21 protein-coding genes and 1 tRNA gene are annotated in these 18,924 nt (G+C 61.2%); 6 read left to right on the top strand and 16 right to left on the bottom strand.

Annotated features, from left to right (window positions below; genetic code table 11):
* Positions 1-16 precede the first annotated feature (16 nt).
* The 3 genes from HAH_RS02735 to HAH_RS02730 all read right to left on the bottom strand — a co-directional run bounded on the left by HAH_RS02735 (position 17) and on the right by HAH_RS02730 (position 2,237).
* The gene (locus HAH_RS02735; RefSeq protein ID WP_014039532.1) at positions 17-1,360 is read right to left on the bottom strand and encodes an alkaline phosphatase family protein; all 1,344 of its coding nucleotides are present in this window, start codon (positions 1,358-1,360) and stop codon (positions 17-19) included.
* Between the two features lie 86 nt (positions 1,361-1,446).
* On the bottom strand, positions 1,447-1,572 hold the full coding sequence (locus tag HAH_RS20260; protein WP_004593838.1) for a hypothetical protein: 126 nt from the start codon (positions 1,570-1,572) through the stop codon (positions 1,447-1,449).
* A 131-nt stretch (positions 1,573-1,703) separates the two neighbouring features.
* Positions 1,704-2,237, bottom strand: a complete 534-nt coding sequence (locus tag HAH_RS02730; protein ID WP_004593839.1) for an inorganic diphosphatase — start codon at positions 2,235-2,237, stop codon at positions 1,704-1,706.
* Positions 2,238-2,534: 297 nt separating this feature from the next.
* On the opposite strand from HAH_RS02730, the gene HAH_RS02725 reads away from it, so the two are divergent.
* The gene (locus tag HAH_RS02725) at positions 2,535-2,894 is read left to right on the top strand and encodes a PadR family transcriptional regulator (protein ID WP_004518536.1); all 360 of its coding nucleotides are present in this window, start codon (positions 2,535-2,537) and stop codon (positions 2,892-2,894) included.
* Positions 2,895-2,977: 83 nt separating this feature from the next.
* Here HAH_RS02725 and HAH_RS02720 read toward each other — a convergent pair whose 3' ends face one another.
* From HAH_RS02720 to HAH_RS02710, 3 genes are read right to left on the bottom strand one after another with little or no spacing between them, the layout of a single operon-like run.
* Positions 2,978-3,532, bottom strand: coding sequence for a DUF7108 family protein (locus HAH_RS02720; protein ID WP_014039530.1), 555 nt, complete (start codon positions 3,530-3,532; stop codon positions 2,978-2,980).
* Complete coding sequence (gene rnhA / locus HAH_RS02715) at positions 3,525-4,121, bottom strand: ribonuclease HI (protein WP_014039529.1); 597 nt, start codon at positions 4,119-4,121, stop codon at positions 3,525-3,527. Before rnhA ends, HAH_RS02720 begins: the two co-directional genes overlap by 8 nt.
* A gap of 47 nt (positions 4,122-4,168) precedes the next feature.
* A complete protein-coding gene (locus tag HAH_RS02710) occupies positions 4,169-4,564 on the bottom strand; it encodes a hypothetical protein (protein ID WP_008310867.1) in 396 nt (131 codons plus the stop codon).
* A gap of 100 nt (positions 4,565-4,664) precedes the next feature.
* Here HAH_RS02710 and nreA point away from each other — a divergent pair, with 100 nt between their 5' ends.
* Positions 4,665-5,954 carry a DNA repair protein NreA gene (nreA, locus tag HAH_RS02705; protein WP_014039528.1) on the top strand — a complete coding sequence of 430 codons (1,290 nt, stop codon included), beginning with the start codon at positions 4,665-4,667 and terminating at the stop codon, positions 5,952-5,954.
* 42 nt (positions 5,955-5,996) lie between these two features.
* Here the strand turns inward: nreA and HAH_RS02700 are convergent, their stop codons facing one another.
* Both HAH_RS02700 and HAH_RS20545 read right to left on the bottom strand, forming a co-directional pair.
* On the bottom strand, positions 5,997-6,863 hold the full coding sequence (locus HAH_RS02700; RefSeq protein ID WP_014039527.1) for a DUF4013 domain-containing protein: 867 nt from the start codon (positions 6,861-6,863) through the stop codon (positions 5,997-5,999).
* Positions 6,864-6,968: 105 nt separating this feature from the next.
* Entirely contained in the window at positions 6,969-7,130 is a 162-nt protein-coding gene (locus tag HAH_RS20545; protein WP_117614927.1) for a DUF7560 family zinc ribbon protein, read from the bottom strand.
* A 179-nt stretch (positions 7,131-7,309) separates the two neighbouring features.
* On the opposite strand from HAH_RS20545, the gene HAH_RS02695 reads away from it, so the two are divergent.
* Positions 7,310-7,738 carry an arsenate-mycothiol transferase ArsC gene (locus HAH_RS02695; RefSeq protein ID WP_014039526.1) on the top strand — a complete coding sequence of 143 codons (429 nt, stop codon included), beginning with the start codon at positions 7,310-7,312 and terminating at the stop codon, positions 7,736-7,738.
* A 145-nt stretch (positions 7,739-7,883) separates the two neighbouring features.
* Here the strand turns inward: HAH_RS02695 and HAH_RS02690 are convergent, their stop codons facing one another.
* The 5 genes from HAH_RS02690 to HAH_RS02670 form a co-directional block, all read right to left on the bottom strand.
* The gene (locus HAH_RS02690) at positions 7,884-8,741 is read right to left on the bottom strand and encodes a hypothetical protein (RefSeq protein WP_007189124.1); all 858 of its coding nucleotides are present in this window, start codon (positions 8,739-8,741) and stop codon (positions 7,884-7,886) included.
* Positions 8,742-8,948: 207 nt separating this feature from the next.
* Complete coding sequence (locus HAH_RS02685) at positions 8,949-9,698, bottom strand: class I SAM-dependent methyltransferase (RefSeq protein ID WP_014039525.1); 750 nt, start codon at positions 9,696-9,698, stop codon at positions 8,949-8,951.
* Positions 9,699-10,116: 418 nt separating this feature from the next.
* Positions 10,117-10,190 (bottom strand) — tRNA-Ile (locus tag HAH_RS02680).
* 81 nt (positions 10,191-10,271) lie between these two features.
* Entirely contained in the window at positions 10,272-10,829 is a 558-nt protein-coding gene (locus HAH_RS02675; RefSeq protein WP_007189126.1) for an FxsA family protein, read from the bottom strand.
* 73 nt (positions 10,830-10,902) lie between these two features.
* A complete protein-coding gene (locus HAH_RS02670) occupies positions 10,903-12,279 on the bottom strand; it encodes a cytochrome P450 (RefSeq protein WP_014039524.1) in 1,377 nt (458 codons plus the stop codon).
* Positions 12,280-12,360: 81 nt separating this feature from the next.
* Between HAH_RS02670 and HAH_RS02665 the strand changes: the two genes are divergently transcribed.
* From HAH_RS02665 to HAH_RS19075, 3 genes are all read left to right on the top strand, one after another.
* Positions 12,361-13,974, top strand: a complete 1,614-nt coding sequence (locus HAH_RS02665) for a DUF255 domain-containing protein (RefSeq protein ID WP_014039523.1) — start codon at positions 12,361-12,363, stop codon at positions 13,972-13,974.
* Positions 13,975-14,050: 76 nt separating this feature from the next.
* Complete coding sequence (locus HAH_RS02660) at positions 14,051-14,857, top strand: TrmB family transcriptional regulator (protein ID WP_008310877.1); 807 nt, start codon at positions 14,051-14,053, stop codon at positions 14,855-14,857.
* A gap of 64 nt (positions 14,858-14,921) precedes the next feature.
* Positions 14,922-15,943 (top strand): IS630-like element ISHhi1 family transposase gene (locus HAH_RS19075; protein ID WP_076611118.1). Its coding sequence is split into 2 segments (ribosomal slippage): positions 14,922-15,425 and positions 15,428-15,943, totalling 1,020 coding nucleotides; the frame shifts between segments, so codons are not numbered across the junction.
* 197 nt (positions 15,944-16,140) lie between these two features.
* Here HAH_RS19075 and mptA read toward each other — a convergent pair.
* The 3 genes from mptA to ahbB form a co-directional block, all read right to left on the bottom strand.
* On the bottom strand, positions 16,141-17,079 hold the full coding sequence (gene mptA / locus HAH_RS02645) for a GTP cyclohydrolase MptA (protein ID WP_014039521.1): 939 nt from the start codon (positions 17,077-17,079) through the stop codon (positions 16,141-16,143).
* Positions 17,080-17,176: 97 nt separating this feature from the next.
* The gene (locus HAH_RS02640) at positions 17,177-17,776 is read right to left on the bottom strand and encodes a response regulator (protein WP_023843125.1); all 600 of its coding nucleotides are present in this window, start codon (positions 17,774-17,776) and stop codon (positions 17,177-17,179) included.
* A gap of 72 nt (positions 17,777-17,848) precedes the next feature.
* Positions 17,849-18,886: a siroheme decarboxylase subunit beta gene (gene ahbB / locus HAH_RS02635; RefSeq protein ID WP_014039519.1), complete on the bottom strand. Its 1,038-nt coding sequence runs from the start codon at positions 18,884-18,886 to the stop codon at positions 17,849-17,851.
* Between the last annotated feature and the right edge of the window lie 38 nt (positions 18,887-18,924).

Below are 18,924 nucleotides of genomic sequence, written 5' to 3'. Positions count from 1 at the left end.
GACTGAGACGGCAGCCTCAGGCGAGGCTGCTACCGTCGAACTTCGCGCGGTCGAAGTCGTGGTCGAGCAGGTCGAGAACGGTCGGCGCGATGTCGTAGAGGTCGGCGTCTTCGATGCGAACGTCCGGGTCATCAACCAGGAGCGTCGCGTTGTCGAAGCTGTGCATGCCGTTTCGCGGCCCGACACCGAAGACGTCATCGGAGCCCTTGAATCCGGCCTTCAGGTCGAACCCGTGGTTCGGAACGACGGTGAGATCCGGCGCGATGTCATCGTGGTCGCCGCGGAAGGCGTCTTCCTTGGTCACGACACGGTCGGCGACCTTCTTGCCGTCCGGGCCTTCCAGCGATTCGAGTTTCTCCTTGAGGTCCGCACGGACGGACTCGTACTCGGATTCGGGAACGCTGCCGTTCGGTTCGCGGCCCTCCAGATTAATGTAGAAGCGACCGGGGATGAGCGAGTAGGCTTTCGTGTCCTCGCTGATGTCGCCGAGTTCGGAATGGTCGTCGGTCGCATAGTCGAGCCACCCCTCCTGCTGGAGCCACTCGTTGAAGTGAACCTCGTAGTCGAGGGAGGTGAAGCCGTGGTCCGAGGCGACGACCATCGTCACGTCGTCGGGGAGTCGGTCGCGTAGGTCACCGAGATAGGCATCGACCTGCTTGTAGAACTCGAAGAACGCCTCCTGGTTCTCGCCGTCGCGCTCGTAGTCTTTGAACAGGAAGTGGTTGACCCGGTCAGTGGTCATGAACACCCCGAAAAACAGGTCCCAGTCGTCCTGCTCGACGTAGTGTTTGAACGCTTCGTAGCGTTTTTCTAGCGTCTTGTGGGCGTCCTCGACGAAATCGCTCTTGTCGTCGTCGTGGCCGAGTTTGGCGTTGACGTCGATCCGGTAGTCGCTGTCCTGAAGGTGATCTCGGAGTTCGTCCGGGTAGGCGGCCTTGTCCACGCCCGGTGAGAGGAAGCCCGACACCATCCGCTGGACGTTCCGCTGTGGCGGGAAGGTAACCGGCACGTTCAGAACCGTGGCATTGCGGCCATCGTCGGTGACGCGGTCCCAGAGGCGCGTCGCCTGCACGTCACGCCCCATCGGGACGTAGGTGTCGTATGACCCGACCTCACGGTCCTGAAAGCCGTAGACACCCGTTTGTCCGGGGTTAACGCCAGTCGTCAAAGCCGGCCAGCAGGCGCTAGACTCGGGCGGGACGATGCTGTCAATGGGGCCGGCGCTTCCGTCCGATGCCATCTCCGTGAGGTTCGGGAACACGTCGGGGTGTTCGTCGATGAGGCTGAACGGTACGCCGTCAATGCCGAAGAAGGCAACACGCGGTGCGTCGTCTCCCTTCAATCGGTCGAATAATCCCATACGACCCGTTAGTCAGGTCAGGAACAAGAAACTTCTTTTCGGAGCCGCGTCACCGAAAGCGGCAAAACCATCGATACAGCCCACGCTCAGGACGACTGGTCCGCGTTCTCCGGAACCACGGTCAGATGTGCGATTCCGGGTGTCGACCGCCGCTCGACTCGCGGAACGACAGTCGTGTGGTCCAGCGCCGCGTCGGTGTCATCAGTAGCCATACACATATCGATAGTAGTTACACGGACAAAAAATTACCCATGCTCATACATAATCGGAGACACCTGCCGGTATTACTTCTGGAAATACGGCGGCGGTGGAACAAAACCGCAAAAATGTGGTCCCGGAAGCGTCAGTTGAACTCTTCGTCGTACAGTTCCTGGGCGTGGACAATAGCGTCCTTTGCGGCTTCTTTGTCCTCCCAGCCCAGCGTTTCGACTTCTTTGCCTTCTTCGAGGTTCTTGTAGGTCGAGAAGAACTCGTCGATCTCGTCGAGGGTCTGCTGCGGGATGTCGTCGAGGTCCTCAATGTGATCGTAGCGCGGGTCCTCGATCGGAACTGCGATGACCTTATCGTCTTGCTCGCCGTCGTCGTCCATCTTCATCAGGGCCACGGGACGGGCCTCGATGACACAGCCGGGGAACGTCTGGTCTTCGACGAGGACTAACACGTCGAACGGGTCCTCGTCGTCGTAGTACGACTGCGGGATGAAACCGTAGTCAGACGGGTAGTGAACGTTCGAGTGGAGAACACGGTCGAGGACGACACCAGGGATGTCCTTCTCGTATTCGTACTTGTTACGCTCGCCTTTCAGGCACTCGACGACAGCGTAGATCTCTTCGGGCGGGTTCGGTCCAGTTTCCAGGTCTTCCCAGAGGTTCGTCATCACCGGCGACTGCGCGACGCCGTCAAAAAATCCTTTCGTAATAGCCACAGCTATTCGGTATTATGCGCTATATAACCCAATAATATCTAACTATAGATATATTCTTAGATTACACTTACTACCTGTAAACGACAATCTGAAAGCAGATTAATCGGAAACTCAATTTAACTGAACCCATATAATATAATTTTCTCGATATTATTGTACCTGCTAGTTGTGTGGTGGTTAATGCCCCACAGCAGGCGTTGTGCGCCAGAGTTAACAAGTGTTAAATAGCTTGCTGACATTTACTCAACTATGTCAGAGGCACAAACAGTTACTGACAGTCCGGGCATCGCAAAAGAGCTTACCGCTTTTCAGCAGAATATCCTGGTAATACTCGCTGAAGAGCCACGGTATGGTCTCGCTATCAAGCGCGAACTGGAAGAATACTACGACGACGAAGTCAACCACGGTCGCCTGTACCCGAACCTCGACGACCTCGTCGAGATGGGGCTCGTCGAGAAGAGCGAACTCGACAAGCGAACGAACCAGTACTCCCTGACCGAGTCGGGCAAGGACGCAGTCCTCGACCAGCTCGGATGGGTGTTCGGGAAGTTCATCTCCGATGACGGTCGAGCCGACGAACTCCGTGACCTGATCGCGGCGCAGCAGTAGACTCGCATCTGGGCACCTGCGAACTACTGTTAATCAATTCTTAATGCGAACCAAACCTGGCTACCGGCGGGTATACCGAACGGTTACGCGTCGGGGACGCGGCCACCGGCTTCTTCCACAGTGAGACGGATCGACTGGTCGAGGGCCGACTGTTGTTCCGCAGTTGGCCACGCGTTCCGTCGGACGTAGTCGTCCCGAAACTCCTGAATTTCGTCCGGTGTCGCCTCCGAGATGGGCTTCGCGTAGTGGTTACCCATGAAATCGGCGAGCAGCTCCGCGTTGGCGCCGTGTGTCTCACCGTGTGTTTCGGTCACAGCTTCGACGACGGCTCGGTTTGCAGCGTCGATTTCCGCCCACTCGTCCGGGTCGCCGGGGCCCGAAAGCCGTATCTCGACGCCACGGTCGATGTCGTCGACCCGCTCCGGACGGATGACGCCGTCATCGACCCATTCGACGGGATGGCAGACGAGTACGTCACCCGTCTCGTCGTTTCTGATACGGGCAGTGTAGTCGTACTCCGCGAGGATTTCGTCGCGTTCAGTCCTGTAGGCGTCGGCCTCGGCATCATCAACTACTTCGCGAGCGAGCCTGGTCAGCCGTTCGGCCTGTTCGGTCACATCTGTCGGCAGGTCAGTCATCGTCGAGTGCGTCGTTAGCTAGTTCGTCTGCACGGTCGTTTATTTCCCGCGGAACATGCTCGATCTGCCAGTCGTCGAAGTCGGTCAGCAGTTCGCGCACGCGGACACGGCTTTCGCGCAGGTCTGGGTCGTTCGTATCCCACTCGCCACGAACCTGTTTGACGATAAGCTCTGAGTCACCCCGGATATGGACATCGTCGAATCCGTAATCGCGTGCGACTTCAACCGCGCGGATGAGCGCCTTGTACTCCGCCTGGTTGTTTGTCGCCGTTCCTATCGTTTCTCCACCCTCCGTGACAATCCCGCTGTCGTCAACCAGCACGTAGCCGACTGAGGCCGGTCCCGGGTTTCCCCGCGATGCGCCATCAAAATATGCATGGACGCGCCCGCCGTCAGTGCCGCGCAGCAGGGCCTCAAGTCGTGCAGTCCCCTCACCCTGTACGACGACTTTTCCGTCGTAGGCGACCGCCGTCGCGCCGCCGTATTCGACGCGCCAGCGCTCGTGGTCGGTGTTTCCCGCGTCAATGTCGAGTCCCGCATCCGCCAGACGCTCGCGGGCCGTCGTCTCGTCGCATTCGATGACCGGCATTGTCCGAGGGTGGCTGACCCGTCGGTATAGACGTTGTGGTCGGCCCGTCAGTTTCCGGCGTTTCTGCTGATTCGCTCGGCACCGGTCTGTCGACCCTCTTCACCGCCGAGTACCCGACCGAGAACACCGACCAGCCCGCCGACGGTGACAACGGCTCCGGCGGCGAACATTATCGACAGGATTGGGTCGACAGGCTCGATGAGGATGGGTGAGAGAAACAGGACAATCCCGGACAGAATGGCTATCGCCGCTGCAACGGGGCTTACCTGTTTCCCCGACGAGACGCGGTAGGTGGAGTGTGCGAGCGTGAGGGCCGCGAGTTCTCCGACGAGAAGGTTGACCAGCGCCTGCTGGTACGCGACGGGAATGACGGCAGAGACGAATACGACGACCATGCTGACCAGCGTCGCGCCGAGGAGGAACCACTTCGTTGTATCTACCATGATTTATATCACCTGTTGTTACTCAATCCAACCCTGTAAGAGTTGCTCTCCCACGGACCGCCGGAAAGGTTCTTATCGGGGAGGACCGAAGGCGTGACAGATGCAACTCGACGAGTTCATCGAGGGGTTCGAGGAGGACGAAGCCGCACAGCGGCGCCGCCTTGCGGCGGAGAAATCCTACGCCATCACGGACCACCTCGAAGACGTCGAGCAGCAGTTCGAGGCAGCAGTGCAGGGCGATTCGCTGTTCGGATCGACGGCCCCCGAGATATTCGTCGGTCGGTCGGGGTACCCCAACGTCTCAACGGGCCTGCTCTCTCCAGTCGATACCGACGCCGCCGCTGCCGGGTTCGCGACCAGCGGCGACTGGTATCAGGAGGGGCTTGGCATCGAGGACGTCCTCCAGCGCCGGACCGGCATGGTGAACTCCACCCAGACCACGTCAGTCGATTCGGTCAGCGCCGGTGGTGGGCGCGGTACCAGCGGGGTCCACGACGTCTGGAACGGTTTCGTCGGCGTCCAGCGTGAAGTCGCCATCGCGGACCATCCCGTCGACGTGGAGGTGGGTCTCGACGGCACTCCCGAGATGGATGTGAACTTCGACGACGTTGGGACGCCAACGGGGCCACGGGCACACGCGACGGGTGCGGACCTGGCGGAGAACCCCCACGTCCCCCGGCCCGTCGAAAAGACGCTGTCGGACGACGACTGGCGCGCGGAGGGTGCGATGGCGTACCTGTACCGCCGCGGGTTCGACGTGTACGATATCAACACCATCCTCTCGGCAGGCGCGCTCGGGCAGGCCAGCGAGCGGTCGCTGGTGCCGACACGGTGGTCGATCACCGCCGTCGACGACACGGTCGGGCAGTACGTCCGCGGGACGCTCCGCAACGCCGACACCATCGATAAGCCGGAGTTGTGGTACAACGAGTACATGGGAAACCGCTACTGGGTGGTGCTTGCGCCCGGCCGCTGGGAGTTCGAACTCGTCGAGATGAAAGCCCCCCAGAGCGTCTGGAACCCCCGTCCCGAGACGGGCTACTACATGTCTAGCGCTCACGAGGGCTACGAGGGACGGACCGCCTATGTCGAGGAGACTGCGGGAGCGTACTACGCGGCACGCCTCGGTGTCCTCGAACACCTGCAGGAGCGCGACAAACAGGCGAAGTGTCTGGTGCTGCGGGAGATCACCGACGACTACTGGGCCCCGGTCGGCGTCTGGCAGGTACGCGAGGGTGTCCGCAACGCGTTCGACGGCGAACCCGGGACCGCCCAGTCCTTCAAGGAGACGCTGACGGCCATCGCCGACCAACTCCCCGTCACCCTCGGGCAATTACGGCGCAAGTCCGAACTGGTCGCCGGGCTCCAGTCGCAGTTAAGCGATTTCTAACAGCGCTTCGCGTTGCGGTAAACGACCCGTATCCAGCAACCGTTATCGGCGTCGCCCGCTGTCACCGTCACCGGCGTCGTCCCAGGCTGAAGTGCCGAATCCGCTCTCGTCGGTGTCGTCGCTCCAACTCGGTTGGTCAGTATCGCTGTCTCCTATCGGTTCATCCACGCTCGGAGTGGTCCCTGTCGTGGCTGGCCCGGACCCGTGTGTCCCGCCGGTCGCAGTCGTGGGTGCGAGCGGCGGTTCGCCGTACTCCTCCTCGTATGCGTCCGCGAAGCCACGCCCCCAGACGTACATGATGGCCGACTGGCCAACGAACGCGAGGAACGGAACCGCGAGGTAGCCGACGATGGTGAATCCCAGAATGGTCGCTCCAACGGAGACGATGACGTTGACCGCAAACGCCATCACCACAGCCATCAGCATTGTTCGGCTCGTCCCGACAGACGAGAGAACATCCCGGTCAAAACCCGCAGCGATACTATCAGCCCGGACGAAGTTCCCTGTCGCGACGGGCAGTATCACTGCCATTGCGAGAACGCCGATAAGGTAGAGCAAGGCGGCGACGAGAAAGCCCACGAGCAGCAATCCTTCAGAGCCGCCGAGTCCACCGCCGATCACCAGCAGGCCCGGGACAGCAAGCGCGAGCGTGAGCAACAAACCGTACCCCATAACGACAACGGTATGTCGAATTCCGTCAACGGTTATGTCGGTCAGATCCAGTTCGTCCCAGGCCGGCGGCGTGTCAGTCTCGCCCCTGAGGACCCGGCGCATCACTTCGAGCATGTATCCCTGAAACGTGAACAGCGGAACGATCAAAAAGCCGAAAAACAGTACAACCCCACCGAGGGCAACGCGTTTGACCCAGTCGTCGCCCTGTGTCTGGTAGCGAAGTGCGTCCTCTATCATGTTCAGTCAGTCTTGAGATAGGTTCAAATAAGTTGTGTAATGATTGAAAGCTGCGACCCAGACATCGCAGCTCTTGGACCAATTCAGCACGGGCAACGGCGTGGCTCAGGGTCGGTCAGTCCCGTGTGGCGAGACCTCAACAAACGCCGGGGTATCGACACCTCCAGCGCAAACTGGGCATCCAACAACCAACAGGCGCTCGCGGACGCCACCGTCGACCGTTGCACACGCATCACAGTTCGGGCACGTGAAGCGGTACTCCGGCATATACTCAGGCACGGACTTGGATAGCCGAAGGAACTGTCCCCTCAATGTGAAGGGTCTATACGCACGTGAGAGCGTCCCGCTCGCCAACCGCGACTGCCGTACGGTAGACGGTCTCAGATATATAGCCCACAATAGTGGTCTTAGGAAGGATTATTCCACTCGCTCGGTACGGTTACACGATGACTGATACGCCACTGAAGTTCGGATTCGTCTGCGTCCAGAACGCGGGCCGAAGCCAGATGTCCGCAGCGTTTGCCGAGCGGGAGCGCACCCGTCGCGGACTCGAAGATGCGGTCGAAATCCTGACCGGAGGCACAGACCCCGCGGACGAAGTGCACCCGGAGGTCGTCGAAGCGATGGGTGAACTCGATATGGACCTCTCTGACCGGGTTCCGCAGGCAGTTTCGAACGACGAACTCAACGAGTGTACCGTCGTTGCGACAATGGGATGTTCGACGCTTGAACTCGACGCCGATGTCGCAGTGCGCGACTGGGCGCTAGAGGACCCGCACGGGCAGCCAATCGAACAGGTCCGGGAAATCCGAGATGCGATCGAGAAGCGTGTCGCCGACCTGTTCGACGAATTCACCGACAGCAGTATCAGTTGAAACGAGTGACACATTGAGCGCACTGCTCTCGTGCGATCAGGTGTACATTGAATTTCAGTGGCTACTATAACCGATACCTGCTGCAGACGCTGAAGTTAGAGCGGTCCGATGCGCCGGCCGAGTCGCCTTAGTCCTTGACTGCTGACTACCACTCGACGTACGTGAGATACTCGACCTGTTCGTACGCCAGAAGCCACGTCCCGTAGCTATCTGTGACCTCGATCCCTTCGTGTTCCCGAATGCGGTCAGTGACTGACCGGAAGGCCTCGTCATCCTGAAAGTAGCCGCCGTCAATCGCTTCTTCAACGACTTCTCGTTCGGCTTCGGAAAGGCCCGTAAGGGTGAACAGGTACTGGTCTCGGATCTGGTCAGCAAACGAGTCGACACCCGACGCAACTTCCGTCGCTTCGTACCGGTATTTCGTCTCTGTTGTCGTTCGTGTGCTGACCGTCACCCGGTAGCGGTCGCCGTCGTGGACGATAATATCGTACTGGCGCTCCGGAACGAACACCGACCCGTCACCCACTTCCGCGGCGGTTCCGTATCCGATACCCACATCGTATCCGTCCCCGCTGGGCGGGTTGTCGTCTGAAATAATTGGGTCAAGGCGCTGGCGGTCCACCGCCGGTAGCTCCTCATAGGCGATTTCACCGATTTCAGCCGTCGAATCAGCCGGGTCGAAATCGATTCGCACCTCGTACACCGTCACTTCGTTGCTCTCAAGTGGCGTCTCCGAAACTTCGTAGAAGGTCTCATCGATCCGGACGGTATCTATCTGGTCGAACAGTTCGTTTCGGCCCCGGCGCGTCGCGGAGCCGTTTTCGATGGCCGCTGAGACAACCGTGTATTCCGCCGATTCGGAGTCAGGCGATATCGAAACTTCGTCGGCAATATCGGTCGCTGTCGCGTCGTCCATGTCCAGCACGACGGAGGGATGGCCACAACCAGCGACAGCAGCCGAGAGGAGGACTGTGCCGCCCGCGAGGAACTGGCGTCGTCGCATACAGCTACTGACAGACAACTGGAAGGAAAGTCTTCCGGGCCGGGCCTGTTGTGTCACCCCCGGTAATCGCTATGAACAGAGTGAGCGTGCGCACTGACTGGCAGGATGTCTACTCACTTCTGCTAGTGGTCGTTCCCCCGTGTGAAATACCGCAAATATGATGAAATCGGTGTGGATGGTTCGCCGAAACGGAGCCGAGGGACCAGCTTATTTTTCCACAACCCAGACCATCTCTTTTGCCCCGTCTTTCAGCGGTTGCCAGTCAAAGCCGCCATAGCCAGTCCAGTCGCTCCATCCGGTTGTCTCCAGAAGGAGCTCGAACTCTGACTTCGAAAGGAGGGCCAGTTGAAACGTTGCCCGTCGAACCACATCTCCGTCGTGTGCAATCGTTCGCTCCGTTTCGACAGTCTGCGCAACTTCGTCGACGAGCCGGGATATGTTGGTGACAACGTATTCCTCGCCCTGATATGTCACAGACTGTGTCTGTGGCTCGTCATAGGATTGGGAGATCAGATCGAAACTCGGGACAAAGAAGTTCAGGGCAAGTCGTCCATCCGGCGCGAGAGCCTCGCGGAATTGTCGGAGCGCCGCCTTCTGCTCCGCTACTGTGACGTTATGGAGGAAGGTGCGGAACGGGACGATAATGAGTTCGTACTTCCGGGAAGTAGCAAAGTCAGTCATATCGGCTTGCCTGACAGCGGGTGTGAGGCCAGCTTCGTCGGCTTTCTGCTCTAGAACCTCAAGCATCTCCGCAGAGATATCGATACCGTCCGCATCTACACCAGCCCGGAGGAGTTCAAGATAGATGCGGCCTGTTCCACAACCGACTTCGAGAACCGGGCCATCGGTCTCTGCGGCCAGATCAACGTAGAACTCAACATCGCCGATTTCCTGATCCTCGTAATTAGCATCGTAAAAGCCCGCCCACTCGTCGAAAAAGTCTTTTGCGAGGTCCATACGTTCGTCACGGTGGGACGGCCTCATGGTATTATCGGTGGTATGTCATGTGATGTCTCTTTAGACAACGCCGAACGCACCCGTAGCTGTTCAACACTGTGTGTGGTCGTCTGGTCAATTTCTTCCGTCACCAGTTCCGAGCAAGGCCAGAAGCGCCGGTTTACCGTCTAATAGGGTGCAGCTTCCACGTCGCAGCTTTGTTGGCGTACGTCTCTCGGGACTTCGAGCTGGTCACCGGAACCACCTCGTGAGAACAGCCTGAGCCGTAGTAAACGCCAGACGGCGGCAGGGTCCGCAAGGTTCCCTTGCGAGTTGACAGAGAATTCCTTCAACGGCACTTTTCAATTCCGCCGAAATCAGCGAACTACAGCGCTGTAGCTCCGGTTTCGGTAAAGCCAACAACGGGAAGAACTCGGTATGGGCCAACGCGGATTTGAACCGCGAACCTCCCGGTTATCAGCCGAGCGCTCAACCTGATTGAGCTATTGGCCCAACGCATTCTTTTGTACCCGAGGGGTATTGAAAAGGGTAACGTTTCGCGGCCGGTTAGGGATGTGAAACCGCGTCAGGGCTTCAGTTTTCGTCGCTATCGTCGAAGTCGACGTCAGTGGCTTCGGTGGGGTCGAAGGAGGTGCCGGAGCCGGAACCGGACCCCGAACTGGGGCCGCCATCTGGACCGGTCGCACCGGGGCCGGCCGGGCCGTTCTCGTCGTTAGGGAACCCGCCGACGTACACCTGGCCGCTGGCGAAACCGCTGGTCTTGGCATCGATGTAGGGCCGGACGACCCAGCGGCGCGTGGCAGCGCGGACGGGGTACCGGGTGAACGGCACCGCGAGCAGGAGGCCAACGAAGTCCGTCACTAGGCCGGGGGTGAGGAAGAACGCGCCAGCGGCGATAAGGAGGCCGCCGTCGATGAGTTCGTCGGTCGGGAGTTCGCCGACGGCGAGCCGCTGTTGTATCTTCCGAAGCGTCGCACGGCCTTCGGCGCGGACCAGCAGCATGCCAACCAGCGCCGTCAGAACGACGAGGGCGACCGTCACGAGCGAGCCGAGGAACGGTATCGCGACCGTCACCAGTAACACGATGTCGAACAGCGGGATGAGCAGCAATAGCCCGATGACCCGGAGCATACGACTGCTTGCAGGCCCGCCCCCAAACGCCTTTCGAGAGCAGGACCGAGCTGTCGACCGCCGGCGTAGCGGGTCAGCGTTCCCGCAGTCGGACTTCGACGGGGTCTGTGGGACTCAGTGTAATCTGCATCGCCAGCGACAGCGGCGGTTCGGTGACTGCTTCGACGGCGTACTGTTGGGCGATGGTTGCCAAGGCGAGTTTGGCCTCCATCCGGGCAAAGCGCATCCCGATACAGTGGCGCGGACCGCCGCCGAAGGGATAGTAGGCGTAGTCCGGGAGCGACGCTTCGAGGTCGTCGTCCCACCGTTCGGGGCGGAAGGCGTCGGGTGCGTCGTACCACCGGTCGTCCCGGTGGACGAGCCACTGCGGGAGAGTGAGCTGGGCGTCCGTCGAGAGCTCGTACCCTCCGAGCGTCACCGGCTCTGTCGGCTGGCGAAACACCGTGAACGCGGGCGGGTACAGCCGCAGGACTTCATTCAGCACGGCATCGAGATACGGCAGTTCGAACAGGTCCTCGGGCGTCGGCTGGCGCTCCCCCAGCGTTGCGTCGAGTTCGTCGTGCAGGCGCTGCTGGCGCTTCGGATTGTTTGCCAGCAAGAACCAGGCGTAGGTGAGCGTCAGCGCCGTCGTGTCGTGACCGGCGACCAGAAACGTCAGGAGCTGGTGACCCAGTCGCTCGCGGTCCATCGTCTCGTCGTCGAGCGAAAGCAGCAGGGAGAGTACGTCGTCGCGTGCCTCGCGGGCGTGCTCGTCTTCACGCTGACGGGCGGCGATAACGTCGTCGAGCGTGGACTGGAACTCGGCCAGCGAATTAGTGACGGCGCGGTTCGTTCCGGTCGGAACCCACAGCGGGAGGTACGCCGACAGCGACCGCGGGTCCAGTCGCGTACGTAGCGCGTCGAGTAGCGGTTCCAGCGCGTCAGCAGTCGTCTCGATATCCACGTCTAGCAGCGTCTTGCCGAGAATGTTCAGCGTCAGCGACTGCATGTGTGGGAGGACATCGATGCGCTGGCCGTCGCTCCAGCCCGCTGCTGCTCGGTCGGCAAACTCTGTCATCGTGTCGCCGTAGGCGGCGATGCGTTCCCGGTAGAACGCCGGCTGGAGGGCCGTCCGCTGCTGTTGCCACTCCTCGCCCTCCAGCAGGAACAGCCCCTCGCCGATAAACTGGCCGAGGGTGTCCTGAAGCAGTTGTCCCTTCTCGTATACGTCGGCGTCGGTCACAAGCACCTGCTCGACGAGGTCGGGATGGCAGACGAAACAGCCCGTCGTCCCGGCGACGCTGTACCCCACCATGTCGGCCTCGTGGGCGCCGGCGCGGTCATAGAACCCCAGTGGGTCACGCAACATCGCGGCGGTGTTGTCGACGAACGGGACGCGGCCGAGACGGGGTGGCCGGTCGCCCGGTGTGACCGGTTCCGGCGTTTCGCGAATCGCCTGCTGGGTATCCATCGCCCACGCTTGGACCGCGCCGCCAATCGGTCTTTCGCCGGGAGTGAGAGGGCCTTTGTACGCCCACCGCCCACACCCGGTATGGACGAATACGCACGCGACACGAAGGTCGAGTGGCGCGAGTGGGGCACAGCCCCGTTCGAGGACGCCGCCGAGTCGGGGAAGCCGGTACTGCTGGCGCTGACGGTTCCGTGGAGCGCCGAGTGCCGGGCGATGGACCGAGGCACGTATGGCGAGCCCCGCATCGCGGCCAACATCAACGACGGGTTCGTCCCGGTCCGCGTTGACGCCGACCGCAATCCGCGCGTCCGCGAGCGGTACACGATGGGTGGGTTCCCGTCGACGGTGTTTCTGACTCCTGACGGCGAGGTTATCACCGGCGCGACGTTCCTCGGGCCGGACGGGTTCCGCGGCATTCTGGACTCCGTGCGAGAATCGTGGGACGCACAGGGCGCGGCGGCGGGCTCGGTTCCCCGACAGCTTCAGGACGAATCGCCGCCTGCCGGCGAGCTCCGGCCGCGCATCGAGGAGCACATGGTCGAGCAACTGCTTGGCGCGTTCGACGACGAGTTCGGCGGCTGGGGAACCGACGTGAAGTTCCCGCTGCCGCGGACCGTCGAGTTCGCTCTCGTCCGGGCGCGAGACCAGGCCACCCGAACACTCGAAGCGATTCGCACGCACCTGCTCGATACCTACGACGGCGGCTTCTTCCGATACTCGACGGAGCGCAACTGGGGGAACCCACGGCGCGAGAAACTGCTGGACGAGAACGCCGCCCTAGTCCGGGCGTTCGCTCACGGCTACCGGTACACCGGGACTGAGGCGTACCGGGACGCCGCCCAGCGGACCGTCGACTACCTCACGACGACGCTGTGGGCCGACGACGCGTTCGCCGCGAGCCAAGCCGGGTCGGACGAGTACTACCGACTGGAACCGACTGAACGCGAGGGAACGGTGTCGCCAAACGTCGACGAGACGGTGTTCGCCGACCGCAACGGGCTCGCCATCGATGCCCTGCTGTGGGTCGCTGCCTACACTGACGACGAGCGCGCCCAGCAGTACGCCAGTCGCGCCCGGGACGCTGTCTGTGAGTCGCTGGTCGACGGCGGCGAAGTCGCCCACTACGACGGCGCGGACAGCGATACCGGCCTGTTGCTGGACCAGGCGCAGCTCCTACAAGGCCTGACGACGAGCTGGCAGGTCCTCGGTGAGCCGGGGCCGGCCAGAGCTGTCGCCGACTGGACCATCGAGAACCGTCAACAGGACGGCGGCGCGTTCCGCGACGGTCCCGCCAGCGGGGCGGGGCTCTGTAACCGCTCGCTCCATCCGCTCGACGCGACAGTGGAACTGGCTGACGCCCTTGTCGACCTCGCGGCACTCACCGGCGAGGACCGATACCGCAACGCGGCGCTTTCAGCCGTCGAGTCCTTCGCCGGCGCAGCAGAACGGATGGGCGTCGAGGTGGCCGGCTACGCCGGCGTCGCGGCCCGCCTCCAGCAACCCCAGACGCTCACCGTCGGGGCCGAAGCGGGAACGGACCTCCACCGCGCGGCACTTCGGCTGGCCGACCACGAGACCACCGTCGTCCCGGAGCCGGACGGCGACGGCACGGCGCGACTCCTCGACGGGGACGCTATCGTCGCCGAGGGGACGACGCCGACCGACCTCGAAGCCTCGATAACTGGCGAACGCTGACACGAACAACGGCAGCAAACGTGGACAAACGGTAAACCCCCGACAAGTTTTTGCACACGTACCCTGATGTATGGGTATGTCCAGTCTCAGAGATCTCGGCCTCTCCGAGTACGAAGCTAGAGCATACCGGTCGCTACTGGAAACGGGACCGACAACGGCCAAGGAACTGTCGCGGGCCAGCGACGTCCCGATGGGCCGCATCTACGACGTGCTCAACAGCCTCGAAACGTACAATCTCGTCCGCAGCCAGACCGCCAGCCGACCCAAGAAATACGTCGCCGTCGAGCCGGACACCGCCCTCGACCGCCTGCTCGAAGACAAGAAGCGCGAACTCCAAGAGAAGGTCGGCCAGTACGAGGAAATCGTCGACGACCTCTCGTCACAACTGGAGTCGGCAGACCCCGTCGAGGAGCCATTCTGGACGGCCGCCGTTGGCCCCAACGACTCGCTTGACCTGTTGCTCGAACGGCTGGCTGCCGCCGACGACGAGATCATCATGGTCGGCTCGGCACCCGCTCGACAGGTCGATATCCTCTCCGGCACCGAGCGGATCGTCGATGAACTCGAGGCGGCGCTGGAACGAGGCGTCGAGGTGTCCCTGCTCGTCCGACCGGATCTGTTCGAGAGCCTTCCCGAGGAGGCCAACCGCGAGTACTACGAGCGCCTCTTCCACTACGACAACTACAGCGCCCGCGCTAGCCCGAACATCAGGACCACGTTCGAGCTACTCGACGGCGTCGAGGTCTGTATCGAGGTCCCACACCCCCTCGGCCGCGAGGAAACCTTCGGTGTCATCGACATGAAGGACTCCGATTTCACTGCCGATATCAGCCAGGCCTTTGAAGAACACTGGGCCGAAGCGAAGCCGGTCGGCCCGCCGTAGCTGGGTCAGCAGAGAGTTATACTGTCGGCTGAAAATTCTTTAGGCTAGAGTGTGACTGTCGAGTATGGCCGCGCTTGACGACGCCACTCTCGACGACCTCCGCGAGGCTCTCGCGGAGGTCGAGGACAAGAAGCCGACACAGCGGCTAATGGCGGTGATTAACTACCTCGAAGAAGACAGCGCAACGATGGCAGAAGTAGCTGAGCGGTACGGATACACCGGTCCATGGCTGTCTCGATGGGTTGGGCGGCTCGACCGGCTCGCTGATGAGCCGGTCGAGCAAGTCGTCTATGACGATCCACGTGAAGGCAGAACAGCAGAACTCTCTGGTGAACAATACGACCAGTTCGTTGAGGCTCTCCACGAATCACCCGAAGAAGTTGGACTAGACGCGCCCGCGTGGTCTGTTCCACTAGCCCGTCACTATCTAGCCGAAGAATTCGACGTTGAGTATTGTGAACGCCACGTCCGTCGATTGATGTCTGAGGCCGGGCTGTCCTGGAAGACAGCCCGGCCGGAGTACTACAAATCCGACGAGAGAGCTCAAGAAGCCTGGCAAGAAGGCTTCAAAAAAAGCGCGACAACCTGGACGACGAATACACGGTCCTGACCATCGATCAGACGCGTCAAGTGCTCTCGACGCTGATCTATGCGTGGTTTCCCGAAGGAGAGCGCCCGTCACTCCCGGTGACGGGCGCGTGGGACAGCATCAAACTACTCGGTGCAATCAGCGATTCCGGCGAGACGTTCTTTCTACCCTGTGAGGAGAACTTCAACAGCGACACGACGAATCGCTTGCTAGACGCTCTCCAAACCGAATTCGGCGAGAAAATCTGCGTCATCTTGGACAACGCCTCGTATTTCACGGCCAACGCAGTACAGGAATTCGTCGAAGACACGCCGATCGAACTGTGTTATCTTCCGCGGGGTTCACCAGAGCTGAACCCCGCGGAAGAGTGCTGGCGACAACTCGATCAAGAGCTTGGCAACCGTCTGTTCGACACACTTGACGATCTGCGTGATGCTGCGCTCACTGCACTCGATCGAATTGAAGTTCCAGATGTCTTCACGTATTTATGTCCGTGAGTATTAGAAACAGCGTCACAGACAGCGACCGCAATCTCGCGAGTCGCTACGCCTACGGCTTCGCCGTTCGTAACCGAGACGTGTTGCGTCTCGCGCTCCTCGCTCAACGTCCTGATGACTTCGCTGTGCTCAAAAACTACCGCTGTCTCGCGGGTCGCTATGCTCCCCGCTCCGACGTTCCGAGTACTTCGCTGCGCTCAGTCCTCGCTGTCCTCGCTAACTTCCTGCCGCAGATCGCCCAACTGCGCCACACGCTCGGCGTGGGCGTTGTGCTGGTGAATGGACTCGTCGTTGGACTGTTTCATCGTCACGACGGCGTCGTCCGGCAGGTCCGGGAACGTCTCGACGACGCCCTCGGCAAGCGCGCGAACGCAGTCCTCGACGAACTTGGCGTCCTTGTGGGCCTCGTAGGTCATGTGGTCCTCGTCGGGCCGCTTTGCGAGGTTGTAGATGCGGGCGCTCATCGAGTCGCGGGCGACTTCGATGAGTTCGTTCAGGTCGACTTCGGGCGCGCCGTCGCTCTGGACTGTGAGCGTGGCGTGGCCGCGCTGTGAGTGGCCGGCCTGGGGAATTGTTTCGAGGAAATCCTCGATGACGTCGTCGTCGACGTCGAGTTGCTGGAGCGTCTCGCGGGCACGGGAGGCTGACATCCCCTGGGAGCACGGACAGACAGTCATCCCGGTGACGCGAGCGCCGATCTCCTCGCTCGTCCCGTCTTCGGTCGCCGTCGCCGAGGCGATGATATCGGCGGTCGACTGCGTCGGCATCCCGGAGGCCGGCGTGGACTCGTGGGTGACGTACTCCGCTTCCATCCGGACCTCCGCCTTCGTCGTGTAGTCGTGTTTCTCCAGCAGAAGTTCGGCGGCGTCGCCACAGACATCCTCGACCCGATAGGCTTCCTCGGACACGGCGGTTTCCAGCGTCTCGTCGATGACCTCCATATTGCGGGACATATCGGCCCCCTTGCGCCAAGACGGCAGATCCACGAACACTTCGAACTCCGCCATGAGTACGATGGGGTCGCGGTCACGACGCCCCAGTTTGACGAGTTTCTCGACGCCCGTCACACCGACGCGATTGAGACCGACCGTTACGTCCGGACTCGACGCCTGCACGTCCGGGAGTTGCTGACTCATTGCCCTTCCTATGGAAGAGAATCGGTTAGTGCTTTCGAAAGGGTGGGCGGGTCGCCGTGAGCATCGCCACCGTAGAAACGACCCGCTCCGAACCGGGTCAGAGCTGTGTGTTGTCCGGCATCGATTCGCCCGTCTCGAAGTCCCGGAACAGCAACTCGAAGTCAGTGGCGTCGAAGGAATCGGTGATATCGTCAAGCTCCGCCCGGACCTCCGCGAGTTCGGCCTTCAGTTCGGAGAACTCCTCGCTCTCATCGAGGACGGCCTGTGGTTTCGACGATTCCAGTGCCGCGTATTTCGCCGTGAGCGAGTAGCACTCACGCAGGCGTTCCTCGTAATCGGCGTACAGGAGCAACTGTTCGATTGTCCCGAAGAGGTCCTCCTTCGACACCGGTTTGAGGACGTAGTCATCGAAAGGCATCTCGATGATGTCGAAGTCGGGGTCTACCGCGGTCACCATGGCTACGCGCGTATCGTAGCGTTTCTCACGGATCGCCGACAGCACCTCGTCGCCGGAAAGGTCCGGCATCCGCCGATCTAACAAGACAACGTCGACTGCGGAATCAAGCTTCGAAAGGGCGGCCTCACCGCTGTATACCGTCTCGACTGTGTACCGGTCCCGCAACTGTTCCGCGTACACGTCGGCCACGGCTGGTTCGTCGTCAACGACGAGGATTGTCGCTTGCCGACCCATTGTCATTAGCTAGCATGTTTAGAACAGAATTGCAAAAGGATTCCGGCTGTCCCAACTGGCTGCCTTATTATCCAGGCCCTACTGGCCGACGATATCGTCGTACCGCGCTCCGGTCTGTTTGAGCGTCGCCGTCGAGTAGAGCCGGTCGTGTTCGTAGGGGAGGTGTTCGGTGGCGAGTTCGTTTATCTTCTGGTCGACCACGCTCGCTTCGCGCCCGTGAATCATGGTAAAGAGGTTGTACTGCCAGTCCTGCTCCGGGCGGCGTGGCCGGTGATAACAGAGCGTGACGTAGGGGAGTTCCCCGACTGCCTGTCCCCGCTCGTCGAGGGCGTCGTCCGGCACGTTCCAGACGACCATACAGTTGTTGTCGAACCCGGTGACGATGTGGTTCACGACACAGCCGATGCGCTTGATACAGCCGGTCCGCTGGAGTTGCTTGATAGCCGAGAGTACTTCGGACACGTCGGCATCGACAGCGTCCGCCACGTCCCGGTAGGGCGTCGCGACGAGCGGGAACCCACTCTGGATTTCGAGCAATAATCGCCGGTCCAGTTCCGAGAGGTCGACGGCGGCGTCCTCGCTTATTCGCGTTGCACTGGCGTCAGTTGTCTCCAGACTCTCCCGGGCGAACCGGTCCCCATTGACGACCGGGAACTCCAGATCGATGTAGTAGTCTGTCAGCATCGGCAGGACGAGCACCGAGCAGCCGGTTTGCTCCTCGATCTCGGCCAGAATCTCGTCGCGTCGCTTTCGGGACCCTGCAGTGACGACGAACCACATGTTCCACTCGTGGTCGCGAGCGTAGTTGTGGTTCACCTGCCGGTACTCGTTGATTATTTCGGCGACCTCGTCGAACCGATCCTCCGGGGCACTGACAGCAGCAAGCGTCGAAGAGCCGATGACCGGCGGGTTCAGAACCGGGCCGAAGCGGCGGAAGATGCCGTCGTCACGGAGCGTTTTGACCCGGTCAAGTGCTGTCCCTGCTGAGACCCCCAGCGCTTCACCGACAGCCTCGAAGGGACGTTCCTGAATCGGGAAGTCACTCTGGAACTCGTCGATGAGCGCAGCGTCTACCTCATCGATCTGCTCGCGCCACTCGCCCGACTGGAGACTCATTGTATTCGGTTAGGAGTGTAATGGTGTATCCCTTTCGG

It is taken from the genome of Haloarcula hispanica ATCC 33960 (genome assembly GCF_000223905.1).
GTDB classification, from domain to species: Archaea; Halobacteriota; Halobacteria; order Halobacteriales; family Haloarculaceae; genus Haloarcula; species Haloarcula hispanica.
The sequence above is the reverse complement of the archived record's forward strand: the minus strand, read 5'-3'. Positions and strand labels throughout refer to the sequence as shown.